At 67.9% G+C, this 13,218-nt stretch carries 14 protein-coding genes; 7 read left to right on the top strand and 7 right to left on the bottom strand.

Features of this window, described 5'->3' with window-relative positions:
- Positions 1-5: 5 nt before the first annotated feature.
- On the top strand, positions 6-899 hold the full coding sequence (locus GNX95_RS13940) for a LysR family transcriptional regulator (RefSeq protein ID WP_163507500.1): 894 nt from the start codon (positions 6-8) through the stop codon (positions 897-899).
- Here the strand turns inward: GNX95_RS13940 and GNX95_RS13935 are convergent.
- Both GNX95_RS13935 and GNX95_RS13930 read right to left on the bottom strand, forming a co-directional pair.
- Entirely contained in the window at positions 890-2,176 is a 1,287-nt protein-coding gene (locus GNX95_RS13935; protein WP_163507499.1) for an amidohydrolase family protein, read from the bottom strand. The genes GNX95_RS13940 and GNX95_RS13935 overlap by 10 nt on opposite strands.
- Positions 2,177-2,339: 163 nt before the next feature.
- The gene (locus GNX95_RS13930; RefSeq protein WP_163507498.1) at positions 2,340-3,335 is read right to left on the bottom strand and encodes an NADP-dependent oxidoreductase; all 996 of its coding nucleotides are present in this window, start codon (positions 3,333-3,335) and stop codon (positions 2,340-2,342) included.
- Between the two features lie 95 nt (positions 3,336-3,430).
- Here GNX95_RS13930 and GNX95_RS13925 point away from each other — a divergent pair, with 95 nt between their 5' ends.
- The 3 genes from GNX95_RS13925 (at position 3,431) to GNX95_RS13915 (ending at position 5,802) form a co-directional block, all read left to right on the top strand.
- The gene (locus GNX95_RS13925) at positions 3,431-4,336 is read left to right on the top strand and encodes a LysR family transcriptional regulator (RefSeq protein WP_163507497.1); all 906 of its coding nucleotides are present in this window, start codon (positions 3,431-3,433) and stop codon (positions 4,334-4,336) included.
- Between the two features lie 111 nt (positions 4,337-4,447).
- Complete coding sequence (locus tag GNX95_RS13920; RefSeq protein ID WP_163507496.1) at positions 4,448-5,257, top strand: LLM class F420-dependent oxidoreductase; 810 nt, start codon at positions 4,448-4,450, stop codon at positions 5,255-5,257.
- Positions 5,258-5,322: 65 nt separating this feature from the next.
- On the top strand, positions 5,323-5,802 hold the full coding sequence (locus tag GNX95_RS13915; protein ID WP_163507495.1) for a YybH family protein: 480 nt from the start codon (positions 5,323-5,325) through the stop codon (positions 5,800-5,802).
- Positions 5,803-5,827: 25 nt separating this feature from the next.
- Here the strand turns inward: GNX95_RS13915 and GNX95_RS13910 are convergent, their stop codons facing one another.
- Together GNX95_RS13910 and GNX95_RS13905 are read right to left on the bottom strand one after the other, a co-directional pair.
- Complete coding sequence (locus GNX95_RS13910; protein ID WP_163507494.1) at positions 5,828-6,133, bottom strand: hypothetical protein; 306 nt, start codon at positions 6,131-6,133, stop codon at positions 5,828-5,830.
- Between the two features lie 14 nt (positions 6,134-6,147).
- On the bottom strand, positions 6,148-6,642 hold the full coding sequence (locus GNX95_RS13905) for a serine hydrolase domain-containing protein (RefSeq protein WP_163507493.1): 495 nt from the start codon (positions 6,640-6,642) through the stop codon (positions 6,148-6,150).
- A 172-nt stretch (positions 6,643-6,814) separates the two neighbouring features.
- Between GNX95_RS13905 and GNX95_RS44295 the strand changes: the two genes are divergently transcribed.
- Positions 6,815-7,006 carry a zinc-binding dehydrogenase gene (locus GNX95_RS44295; protein ID WP_222853564.1) on the top strand — a complete coding sequence of 64 codons (192 nt, stop codon included), beginning with the start codon at positions 6,815-6,817 and terminating at the stop codon, positions 7,004-7,006.
- Between the two features lie 64 nt (positions 7,007-7,070).
- On the opposite strand, the gene GNX95_RS13895 is transcribed toward GNX95_RS44295, so the two are convergent.
- The 3 genes from GNX95_RS13895 to GNX95_RS13885 all read right to left on the bottom strand — a co-directional run bounded on the left by GNX95_RS13895 (position 7,071) and on the right by GNX95_RS13885 (position 10,695).
- Positions 7,071-7,775, bottom strand: a complete 705-nt coding sequence (locus tag GNX95_RS13895; protein WP_163507492.1) for a hypothetical protein — start codon at positions 7,773-7,775, stop codon at positions 7,071-7,073.
- The gene (locus tag GNX95_RS13890) at positions 7,766-9,643 is read right to left on the bottom strand and encodes a hypothetical protein (RefSeq protein ID WP_163507491.1); all 1,878 of its coding nucleotides are present in this window, start codon (positions 9,641-9,643) and stop codon (positions 7,766-7,768) included. Before GNX95_RS13890 ends, GNX95_RS13895 begins: the two co-directional genes overlap by 10 nt.
- Before the next feature lie 170 nt (positions 9,644-9,813).
- A complete protein-coding gene (locus GNX95_RS13885) occupies positions 9,814-10,695 on the bottom strand; it encodes a LysR family transcriptional regulator (RefSeq protein ID WP_163507490.1) in 882 nt (293 codons plus the stop codon).
- Positions 10,696-10,814: 119 nt separating this feature from the next.
- On the opposite strand from GNX95_RS13885, the gene GNX95_RS13880 reads away from it, so the two are divergent.
- Together GNX95_RS13880 and GNX95_RS13875 are read left to right on the top strand one after the other, a co-directional pair.
- Complete coding sequence (locus GNX95_RS13880) at positions 10,815-11,549, top strand: SDR family oxidoreductase (RefSeq protein ID WP_163507489.1); 735 nt, start codon at positions 10,815-10,817, stop codon at positions 11,547-11,549.
- A 216-nt stretch (positions 11,550-11,765) separates the two neighbouring features.
- Entirely contained in the window at positions 11,766-13,208 is a 1,443-nt protein-coding gene (locus GNX95_RS13875) for an FAD-dependent monooxygenase (protein ID WP_222853671.1), read from the top strand.
- Positions 13,209-13,218: the final 10 nt, after the last annotated feature.

The following is a 13,218-nucleotide window of genomic DNA, read 5'->3' as shown; positions in this document are numbered from 1 at the left end:
GCCGGGTGGAGCTTCGGGAAATCGAGATCTTCCTGGTGCTGGCCGATGAGCTGCATTTCGGCCGGACCGCGGGTCGTCTGTTCCTGTCCTCGGCCCGGATCAGCCAGACGGTACGAGCGCTGGAGGCGCGGGTCGGTGGCCGGCTGTTCGAGCGGACCAGCCGGCAGGTCCGGCTGACCCCGCTGGGTGAGCAGCTGCGCGGCCGGCTTCGGCCGGCGTACGACCAGATCCACGAGGCCTTCGCGGCGGTCCGGGTGGCGGCCGCCGGCGTCACCGGCGAGCTGCGGATCAGCCTGCTCACCCTCGCCGCCGGCGGACCGGCGTTCGCGGAGATCGTCCGGGGCTTCGAGCAGGACAATCCCGGCTGCAAGGTGGTCGTCTACGAGGCTTTTCCCGGCGAGGCCCTCAACCGGCTGCGCCGCGGTGAGCTCGATCTGGTGGCCCACTGGCTGCCGCTGGCGCAGCCGGACCTCACCGTCGGCCCGGTGATCGCACACGACGAGCGGGCACTCGCGGTCAGGACCGGCCACCCACTGGCCGAGCGTGGCTGGGCCACCGTGGAGGACCTCGCCGATCACGCCGTCGTCGACGCCACCGAGACGCTGCCGGCCGAAACCGGCGAGGTGCTCTATCCGTCGCGTACGCCGAGCGGCCGGATGATCCCGCGGCGCCAGCCGGAGGGCCGGATGGCCGAGGTGCTGTCGCTGGTGGCCCGCGGCGCGATCGTCCATCCGACGGTCGCGTCTCTTCCGCTCTATTACTCGCATCCTGGCGTGACGACAATCCCGCTGCGGGACGCTCCGGCGCTGGAGAGCGCGCTCGTGTGGGTCAGCGACAGGTCCAACGCGGCCGTACGCGCGTTCGCCGCCGCGGCGGCGAAGGTCACCGATCAGGGCTGATCGCACGACGACTCCAACGCACTGCCGGCGACCGGCTCGCCGAGCCGCAGCACCAGCCACACCCGGGCCCGGTCGCGAAGGATGGCCGGGTCGGCCACCGGGTCGCCGTCCACGACCAGCAGATCCGCGTATTTTCCCGGCCGTACGGTGCCGACCTGCCGGTCGATCCCGAGTGCGCGCGCGGCCATACCGGTCGCCGCGGTGAGCGCTTCCGGCGCGGTCAGCCCGTGGTGGACCATCCTCTGCAGCTCAAGCCCGACATCGCCGAACGGTTGCCAGTCATGGCCGAGCGCGATCGGTACGCCGGCCGCGCTGGCGGCCTTGAGCGTACGGTCGGCCTCGTCCAGATTGCGGTGTGCGAGCTCGGTCAGCGGCGGGGTCCACCGATCTGATCGCTCTTGGTCGAGGCCGGCGACTCCGTAGAAACACGACAATGTCGGCACCAGCACCTGCCCAGCGGCCGCCATCGCGTCCAGCAGGTCCGGCCGCTGTCCGAGGTACATGCCGTGCTCGACCGTGTCGACGCCGAGCTCTATGGCCAGCTCGGTGCCGGCGAGTCCCTCGGCGTGTGCCGCGACGCGATAGCCGAGCCGGTGCGCCTCGTCGACGGCGGCCGCCAGCTCGGCTCTGGTCAACTGCGCCGGCACCGGGTCCTCCAGCTCGACCGAACGCGCACCGGTCGACATCACCTTGACGAAGTCCGCGCCGCGCCGCAGTTGCTCGCGTACGGCCTTGCGGACGTCGTCAGGTCCATCGGCTTCTCGATACATGCCGTCGAAGAACCGGCCGCCGGGGCTGGTCGCGGACACGATCCGGCCGCAGGTCAGCAGCCGTGGACCGGCGAAGGCGCCATAGCGCATCGCCTGCCGCGCGACCATGACCTCGTCACCGTAGGAGCCGACGTCCCGCAATGTCGTGACGCCCATCCGCAGCGTCTCGCGCAACCTCGCGGCCACGAAATGCGCTGTCACACCGGGCAAGCCCGGCTCGGCGCCGTCGGCGAGCGCTGGCGGCTCGGCGTACACGTGCGCGTGCGCGTCGACCAGACCGGGCATCAGCGTACGGCCGGCCAAATCCACCGCTTCGGCGCCGGCCGGCACCCCGTCGCCGCGGCGGCCAACTCGTACGATCACGCCATCTTCGATCAGCACACCGGCGCCAGTACGCGGCGGCGCGCCGGTGCCGTCGAACAACGTCGCGTTGGTCAGCCACCACCGGCGAGGCCGCCGCGCCGGCTCGGCGAGCAGGGCGGCCAGTCGGCTGGATACGAAGGTCATTTGTCGGTCCTGTCGGCGCGGTTTGCCTACGCGTCAAAGACTCGTCCCGCGCGCGGCGGCGAACAACGGTCGATCGCCTACCGCAGCGTTTAGCCTCACTTACCAATCGGCCTCGGCATCGCCACCAGGCACGCACATCCCGTCGGCTGGACGGATCGGTTCGTCAGAGCTTGACCAGGGTCTTACCGAGGTTTTCGCCGCGCAGCATGCCGCGGAACGCTTCGACGATGCTTTCGAATCCGTCGTAGACGGTTTCCTCTACGCGTACGCGACGACTCTGGATGTGGGGGACCAGAAATTCCTCGAACTCTTCACGCGCGTCCAGGTGCTCCCGCACGAGAAAACCCTCGATCCGCAGGCTTTTCCCGACCACGTCGAAAAGGTTGTACGGCGCCGCCGGCGGATCGGCCAGATTGTTGTACTGACCGACAGCGCCACACCAGGCGACCCGACCAAAATCACGCAGCGACTCGATGGCGGCTGTCAAATGCTCACCACCGACATTGTCGAAATAGACGTCAATGCCAGCCGGGGCCACCTTCGCCAACGACTCCACCAGATTCCCCGTTCGATAGTCGAAAGCCGCGTCAAAGCCGAGTTTGTCCGTCAGATAGGCGACCTTCGTCGCGGACCCGGCGCTGCCGACGATCCGCCCGGCGCCGAGCAGCCGCGCGATCTGGCCGACGGCCGTACCGACAGCACCGGCGGCCGCGGAAACGAACACGTCCTCGCCGGATTGCAGTCGCGCGATCCGGACCAGGCCCACGTACGCGGTCAGGCCGGTTCCGCCGAGCACCCCGAGATAGGCGCTCAGTGGCACGCCGTTCGCGGGCTGGATCACACGCGACTGCGCCGCGGTGACCAGCGAATGCGTGGCCCAGCCGTGCCGGTGGAAAACGATCGCGCCGTCCGGCAGGGAAGGCTCCCGGGAGGCGACGACGCGGCCCAGCGACCGGCCTTCCAGACCGGCGCCGAGCTCCCAGCCACCCCAGTCCATCAGCTCGCGCATGTACGGATCGACCGACAAATACAGGTTTTCCACCAACGCCTCGCCGTCGGCCGGCGACGGCAACGGTTTGACCTGGAAGGCGAAATCATCCGCCACCGGCGGACCGGACGGGCGGCGGACTTGGCGGACGGCGGTAAGCGTACGAGTCATGGCCGGAACGCTAAACAGCCGTCGACGCCACAACCAGCCGGCCGCTTCGATCAACGAACGACATTCCATGAACCCAGCTCATGGAACCTCGTACCATGACCGGCGTGGACCTGAACCCCGCCGAGCTGCGGCTCCTCATCGCCGTCGACCGCACCGGCAGCTTCACCGCCGCCGCGGCCGACCTCGGCATGACCCAATCCGCGGTGTCGCACGCCGTACAGGGCTGCGAGCGGCGGATCGGCGTCGTGCTGTTCGAGCGTGGCCGCAACGGCGCCAAGGCAACCGCCGCTGGTCAGCGCGCGCTCGTACACGCACGGCAGATCCTGCGCCAGCTTGACCTGCTCAGTGCCGAGGCGCGGGACGCGGCGGCGGGTACGGTCACCGGTCCGCTGCGGATCGCCGCCTTCCGCAGTGCTGCCGCGCACCTCCTGCCGCCGGCCCTGGAACGGCTGACGAACCGCTATCCGGGATTGAAGCCGCGCGTCCTGATCGTCCCGGAGTTGGGCCGTGGCACCGCCGGTGAGGTCGCCGACGGCCACGCCGACCTGGCCATCGCCACTCTCGCCGAGGACGCCGCGCTGCCGCCCGGCCTGCTCGCCGGTGACCTCCTGCGCGAGCCATACCTGCTGGTTCATCCGGCCGGCCACCCCGCGCCGCGTACGCTGCCGCTGATCGACTGGGTGGAAAACTGCTCGTCCTACACCCGCGCCTGGTGGGCCAGGCAGGACTGGCTGCCGCCGGTCACCCTCGACGTGGCCGACGACGGCGTCGCGCTCTCGATGGTGGGGCAGGGCATCGGCATGGCGATTTTGCCGGAGATGACACTGAAAACCCCGGTGCCCAACATCACCGTCGAACAGCTCGGCGACCGGCCACCGACCCGCCGGATCGTGCATGTCACGACACCGGCCACCCGCAGCTCACTGGCCGTACGCGAGCTCATCAGGGAACTCAGGCGACCACGCCCATCACCCGCGCTCGAGTCAACGACAACCGCGTAGCGCCACGATGTGCGTGCCGGCGTGAACGCATGAGCGTGGCTCATGGAAGGTCGATGATCTATCGGCGCCGCCGTCTGCTCCGGCCGGAGTGCAGGATTTAGTGTCCGCGCCATGGAGCTTGGACGGATAGGTCTTTGGCACGGAAGCTCAGCGGCAGGCGCGGCCGCGGACATCGAACGGCTTGGTTTCGGCGCGTTGTGGATCGGGGGCGCTGACGGTGCGCTGAGCGAGGTCGCCGCGGCCCTGGCGGTCACCTCACGGCTGGTCGTCGCGACTGGGATCGTCAACATCTGGCGGCAGCCTGCGCGGACCGCGGCGGTGGCGTACCACCAGGTCACCCAGCGGCATCCTGGCCGGGTGCTGCTCGGCATCGGTGCCGGACACCGCGAGTCGGTCGATGCGTACGAGCGGCCCTACGATGCGCTTTCCGGCTATCTGGACGTCCTCGACGCCGCCGAGGTGCCGCGCGGCCATCGCGTTTTGGCGGCGCTTGGACCAAAAGTCACCCGGCTGGCGGCGGAGCGTACGGCCGGCGCGCATCCATTCCTCACGACTCCGGAACACACCGCGCGCGCTCGGGACGTTCTCGGCGATCGCCTGCTCGCGCCCGAGCAGAAGGTCATCCTGGAAACGGATGCCGGCAAGGCCCGCGCGATCGGCCGGGAGGCGCTGGCCTTCTATCTGACGCGGGAGAACTACCGCGCGAACCTGCTTCGGCTCGGCTTCGACGAGGACGACCTGGCCGGCGGCGGCAGCGACCGGTTGTTCGACGCCACCATCGCCTGGGGTGACATGGACACGATCGCCGGACGTGTCCAGGCGCACCTCGATGCGGGCGCCGATCATGTAGCGATAAACGTGTTGACGGGCACGGAGGATCTGCCGCGGAAGGAATGGCGCGAGCTGGCCGAGCTGCGGTGAGGCCCTCGGTGCGGCCTGGCTGGGCCGGGTCGATCTCATCGTCTGTACCTACTAGTATGTAAAGTATGACATCGTACGGACCCTCATCCGGTAACCTGCTCTCCGCCGCCACCAACCCCGACCTCGCCGGTGCGTACGCGGCGCTCGAATCCTTCTATTACGCGCTCAACCAGCGTGATCTTGAGGTGTTGAGCGCCGTCTGGTCGGACGATCCGGAGGCTCAGTTGAACAATCCGCTCGGCGGCATCCTGCGAGGTGGCCAGGCGATCGCCGAGCTCTATCGGAAGATCTTCGAGGGGCCGGTGAGGTTGACGGTCACGTTTGGCGACTTTCTGACGTACTCGGGGACTGGACACGCCGTGTTCGCTGGTCGCGAGACGGGACACTATGACACCGGATCGTCGAAGGTGCCGCTGGCTATCCGGACGAGTCGGTATTTTCGCTACGACGAGGTCAGCGGTCGGTGGAGGCAGTTTCATCACCACGGCAGCATCGATGCGCCCGCCGAGTTGGCGCGGTATCAGCAGGCCGTGACCGGCGGGTAGTGGCGCGGTGCCGGATGGCACGGTGTCACCGCCAGGAATGGGGAAATTCGTACGGTTCGCCGCAGAGATAGGTGTTGACGGCGTTGACCGCGGCCAGCAGCAATGGGCCGGTCCGTGCATCGTTCGCACCGAGGCGTTCGACGTTCATCGACACTGTGATCTGTCGCCGGCCGGTCGGGTCGGAGAAGGCCATCGTCTTTAACCCGACGGTCTGGCCGGTCCCGCCCCAGAAGTCGCCGCAGGTCAGCCCGGCCGCCTCCAGTCCCAGACCGTACCGGGGAAAGACCGGTGCGGCTTTCGGGTTTGGTATGCCGTCCCGTATCTGAGCCAACGCACCCGGTGGAATCAGCCGTCCGGCGAACAGGGCGTGGAAGAAACCTGTTGATGTCGCGACCGCTGGAAATCACCCCGAAGGCGGCCCATTCGAAGGACGGGTCGATGCAACGGATCGGCGAACTCCGGCGCGGCCATGTAGTCGGCGAGCCCGCCGGTGTGATTCATCAACTGGCGCACGGTGATCCGGTCCGCGCGGGCGACGATCCCCGGCTGCCAACGACCGACCGGCTGGTCGAGATCGAGCCGCCGGCCGGCCGCCAGTTGCAGTACGACCGTCGAGACCATCGCCTTGGTCAGGCTCGCTGCCCGGAACCTGGCCTCGCGCGGCACAGGCGCCGCCGTATCGATATCGGCGACACCGCTCGTGACCGTCCAGGACCGGCCGGAATCTTCCACCCGAGCCAGCGCGCCGGGCGTACCGGCAGCGACCATCGCGTCCAACGCGCGCTGAACATCACCCAGCTTTTCGCCTGCGAGCGCGGCATTTGGCTGAACAACCGCCACCCGCCCCGACCACCACGGCCACAGCTGCCGCGACCCTCACCGTGATTCTTGTTCGCATCAGTCAAGCCTGGACGATCAGCCGATCGCTCCCCAGCTACTCAGGTATGGACCAGAGTCACCCTGCGGTCGTATCGGAACGCTCCCGCGGGTACAGCAACATGGCCCGTTTGTCATGGGGGACATTCCGGATGGTCGTATTTGTGGATTGAGCCATCGGCATGCTGGCCCTAGCGAAGCTCGCCGAGGAAGGAAAGCTTCGCCCCACCATCGCCGCGGTTTCCCACTGGCGCAAGCCGCTGACGCACACCGACTCGGCGAAACCAACCGTACAGCTGGAAAAATCGTCCTCGATACGCTCAGATAGCGGCGCCAGCCATGACCAGGCGTCTGGATCCCCGAGATAAGTGACGAATTTCGGACTCGGGACACTAGCCGGCTGGGTGGTCGAGCCAGGGTCCGGACAGGATGGAGCGTGCCGGTCCTGGCCCGGCCCGCCAGCACATGAACCCACCGGTCGGCGTGGCGCCGGGCGGCAGCGGCAGCGCTATGCCGTCGCCGGGCGCGAGGTCGAAGACGCCGACCGGCACCGGCCCCAGTTGGTCGGGTGCGAGAAAGCGCCGGCCGCCGTCGGCCGTCTCGTCGTCGCGCCAGACCCGCGCCCAGTAACCAGGTGTGTCCGGATCGAGGAGCAGCAACGAAATGGGTGCGGTGCCGAGCCCGCGGATCGCCAGGTTGCCTTCGGCGACGCCGATTTCCACGGCCGAGACAGGGTGCGCCAACGCGTCCTTGGCGGCGTCTGCCAGCGCGGACTCCAGCAACGGATCGAGCGAGTCGGGTGACACGTAGCGGCTGGCGCCGTCGCCGACGCTCAGCTGACGCAGGACCGCTCCGGGCGCAAGCATGGCGTTCTCCGGGAGAAAACTCGCCGAGGCCGCCCAGGCAGCGAGAGAGTCCGCCACCGACCGGCTGAGTCGACCGGCGAAACTTCCCAGCCGTACGGGCGGATTCTGCGGCAGCGACGCGGCGGTCAGCAGGTCGACGGTGAGGGCGCCACCTTCTGCGACCAGCGCGGAGAACGCGACGGCCGGCGTACCGCCGTGGATCTGGAACCCGATCGGGTAGGTCACACCCATGAGAACGCCGGCTCCCCTGGACGAAGGTTGCTGTTCACGGCCGCCAGGATATTCATCACGTGACGTTTCAGTGCCGGGCCTCCCGATCCCATCACGCTGTTGACGTTCGTGTATCGCGTGGTGCCGGCGCTGTCGGTCGATGGTACGGCGTTGGGATCGCTGGCCGCGGGGCTGCCGACGGTGGTCAGGTAATGCGCGGCGTTGAGGTTGTACTCGTCCGCGTTTCCGATCAGGTGCCCAAACTCGTGGATCGGTGCGGTGGCGACCGCGGTGGCCTGCCCCGGCTGGTTGACCGGGTCCGGTACGAACCAGTTGGTCGCGTTGAGGTTCGGCCAGACCCACGCGCCGGAGTGCACGGTGACCGGGTTTGGACCGGAGTTTCCGAGGTTGGCGTGGAACCGCAGCGGAATCGTCCGCTGCCCGTTCTGCATCTGGAACTGGTTGTCCCACGCCCCCAGGATGTTCGACCGCCAGGTGGCGATCGCGGACGGCAGCAGTTCCGCCGCCCGCGCGTCGCCGCTGGCCGGCGTCAGGGCAATCCCGACGTCGACCTCGACCCGGTCCCGCCAGTAGCTCATCGTGTAGCGCGAGTCGAGGTTGAAGTTCATCGCCACGAACGGGCTCGTGGTCGGCCCGGCCTGCAGCGTTTCGGTGATGTGGGGGCTTTGGTCGGCACGGGCGATCTCACCGGCCAGCGCCCGCCGTACTTCGTCGTTGTTGAGCTCGGTGACAAGATCGTTCGCTCCCGCGTACGCGCGAACGCTGACCAACTGCGCGTCGGCGAGCCGGCGCAGGTAGTCGCGAGTCGCGACGGCCGACGTGGCCGCCGCATTGAGAAATCCACGGATGACCGGATCGGTGACCGCGTTTCTCGCGACGACCGCGCGTGCCAACGGGATGAGCGGCGCGCCTTTCGCGATCATCCAGCCGCGCCACTGAGCCCATTCACCGCCCAGATTGAGGACCAACTGGGCGAGTTGGTCGTTATTGCAAAGTGAGCACGCCATCGTACGGACCGGGACGCTGGCGAACACCGCGACTTTCTGCGCGGCGTCCGTCGTGGCCGCGACCTTTGCCTCGACCTGTGCCAGGGAGGCGCCTTCGTCGGCCATCCACTCGAGCTTGCGGGTCAGATTGTCCGGGAAAAGAATGTCGACCAGCTCGGCCATCGTCTCGTTCGTGCAGACGTCGGTCCAGAACGACCGCCACGCGTCGCCGCCGACGATGGCGCGGTCGCCCGCTGAGGCGTCAGTGAGCAGTTTTCGCAGCTTCGCGAGCGTCAGGGACATCAGCGCGCTCGCCTCACCACGAACCCAGGTGAGCTGGGTGGGCAGGTCGAAATGCAGGTCCGCCACCGCCTCGATGATGGTCTCGTTGGAGCAGACAGACAGGAAGAACGATTTCCACCTGGCGTTCTTGAGCATGTCGCGCTGCGCCTGCGGCGCGTCGGTCACGGCTTTCTTGATCTCGGAATAGTTGATGCCGCTGGTCATGAAGGCCGCCTTCTGCAGCCAGTCGAGCTTGACCGGCAGTTCGGCGCCCAGCTTGTCGACCGCACGGCGCATTTCGGCGAAATTGAACACACCGGCGAGCCGGTCGCGATATCCGACGACAATCGTGTGTTTGTCCGGGTCGGAGAGCTTTCCGAGCAGCTCGATAAGCTCTTCCTCGGGGGTGTTGAAGCGGTCGATCAGCTCGTCGACCTGCGCGATCGTGGCCGTCGCCGTTCCTGTCGCGCGTTGGATGGCCAGCGTGGTCGCGGCATTTCCGGCATGGCGCTGCATGTGGAGAATGTCGCTGCGCCACGAGGCGGCCGGTTTCCCGGTGGTGGCGGTGTGCTGTCGCGGTGACTCGGCTGAGGACGTCACATGTTCGCTCGGTGGCATTCGCATTGTTCCGCCCATTTCTTGGCGCCGGTGCGTGCGCAAGCTCAGATCATAGTCGGAAAGCCGAGCCGGAAGAGGCGCTGTGAGCTGCCCTTTCGGCCCTCAGGCCGGGCCGACCGTACGCCCCGCCGGGGCAGCTGTTGCCCGTGACCTCAAGGCGTCCGAAGGGACCGTGCGACGGCCACCATCGCGGCGGCGGCGGGATTGTCGTTACGGCGAGAGCGTACGAGTACGAGATCGATCGGTGGCAGGTCGTGGATCGGCACGTACGCGATGTCGTCGCGGTGCGCGATTTCGGCCAGAGACCCGACGGTGGCATGGGTGAAGTGGCCGAGCGCGATCTGTCCGAGAAACTCGGCCAGAGACGTAAAAATCCCGTGGTCGCGCGGGATGGGGACGTTGTCGCTCGTGGCGGGTGGAAGAAACAGGTCGCCGATGGAACTGCCGCCGAGCTCGAAGGTTTTCCAGTTTCCGACCTCGAGAACCGAGATGGACGAGCGGCCGGCGAGTGGGCTGTCGGCGGACATCGCGGCGACCCGCCGCTGCCGGTCGATCGCCGGGCCCTCCACGATGTCGGTGTCGGCCGAGCCGGTCCGCCAGGTGACCATGACATCGACCGTGCCGTCGCGCACCGGTCGATAGAAATCGTTGGAATCTAACGACAACTCCACCAGCTCGACGGTGAGGTCGGGCCGGTCGCGTTGTGTGGCGCGGATCAGCCGGGTCAGCGCGGCACCTCCGGTCGTCGGGAAGAACCCGAGGCGCACCTCGTTGGCCGCGGTCCGGCGGACCGTCTCGGCGGCGGCGAGCAGGCCGGCGTACGCGGGCTCCGCCTCGGCCAGGAAACGGCGTCCGAGCGGGGTCAGCCGTACCCGCCGGCTGGTTCGCTCGAACAGTGCCGCGCCGAGCTCTCGTTCCAGTGCCGAGAGCTGCTTGCTGACCCGTGACTGCGACAGGTGCAGCCGGTCGGCGGTCCGGCCGAAATGCAACTCCTCGGCCAGCGCCAGTGCGATCCGCACCTGTTCCAGCTCCACGACTCCCCGCCCGAACGATTCCGCTGAGGAATCGATCGTTGCACAGGACGGCCTTGATCGGCTGACGCCACGCACCGAAGGTGGAGCCGTCACAGTTTGTCCGTCCTGGAGGAAATCTGTTGCACGCCACCTCACTCACCGCAAAAGCGGCCCTGGTCACCGGCGCGTCCCGCGGAATCGGCCGGGCCATCGCGCTCGGACTGGCGGCGCAGGGCTCGTCGGTCGCGGTCGCCTATCGCAAAAACGACGTCCAGGCCGCCGAAGTGGTGCGTACGATCACCGAATCCGGCGGCATGGCCGTGTCGCTGCAGGCAGACCTGAGCCAACTCGACGAGATCGACCGGCTTTTCCATCAGGCAGAGGCAAACCTGGGGCCACTGGACATCGTCGTCGCCAATGCCGCGGACGCGGTCGTCAAACCGTTCACGGAATGCACCGAGGCCGACTACGACCGGATCTTCGACACCAACGCCAAAGGCGTTTTCTTCACGCTCCAGCAAGCCGCCCGCCGGCTGCGCGACGGTGGCCGCATCATCGTCACCTCCACCGGCGGCACCAAGATGTTCTTCACCGACACGTCGCTCTATCTCGGCAGCAAAGGTGCGGTCGAGCAGTTCGTACGCGTGCTGTCGCGAGAGGTGGCCACCCGCGCCATCACGGTCAACGCGGTTTCTCCCGGCTTCACCGACACCGACCTGCTGCCTGACCGTGACCGTACGATGGCCGCGGAGCTGTCCCCGTTCGGCCGGATCGGCACCCCGGCCGAGGTCGCCGAGGTGGCCGTTTTCCTGGCCAGCGACGCCGCGCGCTGGGTCACCGGCCAGAACATCGGCGCCGGCGGCGGTGTTTTCTAAGAGGCCGCGCAAATAGGGGAGCGAGTCTCTAAGCGATTGGACACCGATCTTTGCGGCCGGTAGCTTTGCGGTGGACCGTGACACCGCCAGAGGAGGTGAGACCCATGAACGTTGTACGCACGTGGGTGCTCCCTTTCGGGTCACGGGCCGGCGACTGACGTAGGTGTCGCGGAGCGCCTCGACCAACGGGCACTCCGAAAGGCAACACCCATGGACATTTTCGATGTGATCGTCGCCGGTTGCGGGCCAACCGGCGCGATGCTGGCGGCCGAGCTGCGGCTGCACGACGTGCGGGTCCTGGTCCTGGAAAAGGAGACCGAGCCGGTGTCGTTCATCCGCGTACCCGCTCTGCACATGCGCAGCCTCGAGCTGATGGCGATGCGGGGACTGCTGGATCGCTTTCTTGAGCGGGGGAGGCGACGGCCGCTCGGCGGCATTTTCGCCGCCATCGGCGCGCCCGCGCCGGAAAACCTGGACTCCGCGTACGCCTTCATGCTCGGCATCCCGCAGCCGATCGCCGAGCGGCTGCTCGAAGAACACGCGCTCGAGCTTGGCGCGCAGGTCCGGCGCGGCCGTACGGTGACCGGTTTCGAGCAGGACGCGGACGGCGTGACCGTCGAGCTGGCCGGCGGCGAGAAGCTGCGATCGCGTTACCTGGTCGGCTGCGACGGCGGCCGCAGCTCGGTGCGCAAGCTGCTCGGCGTCGGCTTTCCCGGCGAGCCCTCGCGCAACGAGACGTTGATGGGGGAGATGAAAGTCAGCGCGCCGGGGGAGGAAATCGCCGCCAAGGTGGCCGACATCCGCGAGACCCACAAGGGATTCTGGCTCAGGTCGTTTGGCGGGGAGATCTACAGCGTTGTCGTCCCCGCTGTGGATTTCACCGAGGATCGTACGGAACCGCCGACGCTCGACGATGTCAGGCGGGGGTTGCGCGCCATCGCCGGGACTGATTTCGGCGTACATTCTCCACGCTGGCTGTCCCGCTTTGGCGATGCCACCCGGCTGGCCGACAGCTATCGAGTCGGCCGCGTGCTGTTGGCCGGCGACGCGGCGCATATCCATCCGCCGACCGGCGGTCAGGGCATGAACCTCGGCATCCAGGATGCGGTCAACCTCGGCTGGAAGCTGGCCGCGCAGGTCCGCGGCACGGCGCCGCCGACGCTGCTGGACACCTACCAGCTCGAACGGCGGCCGGTCGCCGCGGACGTACTGGACAACACTCGCGCGCAGGCCGAACTGATGTCCACCGAGCCAGGCGCGCGGGCCGTACGCAGACTGCTCACCGCGCTGATGGACTTCGACGAGGTGAACCGCTATCTGATCGAGAAGGTCACTGCGATCGGTGTTCGCTATGACTTCGGCGCCGGTCCCGATCTGCTCGGCCGCCGGATTCCGGACATCGAAACAAAAAAGGGCCGCCTCTACGACCAGCTGCGCCGCGGCCGCGGCATGGTCGTCGACCGCACCGACCGGCTGACCGCCGGCGGCTGGTCGGACCGTGTCGACTATCTGGCGGATCCGACGGCGACACTGGATGCGCCGGCTGCTCTGATCCGTCCTGACGGCTACGTCGGCTGGATAGGCGACGAGCAGCAGGACCTCGACGACCAACTCGCCCGCTGGTTCGGCGCACCTGACGTTCCACGGCGAGAGGGCTGACGCGGGGCCG

It is taken from the genome of Fodinicola acaciae (assembly GCF_010993745.1).
GTDB classification, from domain to species: domain Bacteria; phylum Actinomycetota; class Actinomycetes; order Mycobacteriales; family HKI-0501; genus Fodinicola; species Fodinicola acaciae.
The sequence above is the reverse complement of the archived record's forward strand: the minus strand, read 5'-3'. Positions and strand labels throughout refer to the sequence as shown.

Excerpts from the sequence above, each read along its gene's own strand:
- GNX95_RS44295 (WP_222853564.1), top strand. The coding sequence starts at position 6,815 with ATGGGGGACATTCCGGATGGTCGTATTTGTGGATTGAGCCATCGGCAT.
- GNX95_RS13925 (WP_163507497.1), top strand. The coding sequence starts at position 3,431 with ATGACCGGCGTGGACCTGAACCCCGCCGAGCTGCGGCTCCTCATCGCC.
- GNX95_RS13930 (WP_163507498.1), bottom strand. The coding sequence starts at position 3,335 with ATGACTCGTACGCTTACCGCCGTCCGCCAAGTCCGCCGCCCGTCCGGT.
- GNX95_RS13920 (WP_163507496.1), top strand. The coding sequence starts at position 4,448 with ATGGAGCTTGGACGGATAGGTCTTTGGCACGGAAGCTCAGCGGCAGGC.
- GNX95_RS13915 (WP_163507495.1), top strand. The coding sequence starts at position 5,323 with ATGACATCGTACGGACCCTCATCCGGTAACCTGCTCTCCGCCGCCACC.
- GNX95_RS13935 (WP_163507499.1), bottom strand. The coding sequence starts at position 2,176 with ATGACCTTCGTATCCAGCCGACTGGCCGCCCTGCTCGCCGAGCCGGCG.
- GNX95_RS13895 (WP_163507492.1), bottom strand. The coding sequence starts at position 7,775 with ATGGGTGTGACCTACCCGATCGGGTTCCAGATCCACGGCGGTACGCCG.